This window comes from Enterococcus sp. S183_ASV_20, assembly GCF_018919685.1.
Lineage (GTDB): Bacteria > Bacillota > Bacilli > Lactobacillales > Enterococcaceae > Enterococcus > Enterococcus faecalis.
The window spans coordinates 1-359 of record NZ_JAHLRI010000192.1; the positions used below are offsets into that span (position 1 = coordinate 1).

The following is a 359-nucleotide window of genomic DNA, read 5'->3' on the forward strand; positions in this document are numbered from 1 at the left end:
ACGTCACCTTCGTTGCCAAAGTTTAAGTCGGCTTGGTTGGGAATGCCACCTTGTTCAATATAAGGTGCTAATTCTTCGTCCGTTGCGTCAGTTTTAATTTTAGTGGTGATAGTCATTGTATACGTATGACCACTTAAATAGTCATAGCTGTCATCTTTTTTATTCATTTCAAAAGTTACTTTGTTATTTTCTTGTGTTACTTTGCCATTAGCTGTAACATCTTTACCATTTTCATCTGTGACTTTTACATCAGTGATATCTAGCACTTTATTAATGTCATCCACCATGCTAGCTTGGGTCCACGTGCTTGTTTCGTTGCCAAAGGCTGTTTTGACGTTCCATTTAAATTCTTGGTCACG

The 359-nt window shown here is 37.6% G+C and carries 1 protein-coding gene; it reads right to left on the reverse strand.

Features of this window, described 5'->3' with window-relative positions; translation table 11 throughout:
- Positions 1-359: isopeptide-forming domain-containing fimbrial protein (locus KQI94_RS16380; protein ID WP_216454693.1), on the reverse strand; the 359-nt coding region annotated here is incomplete at both ends.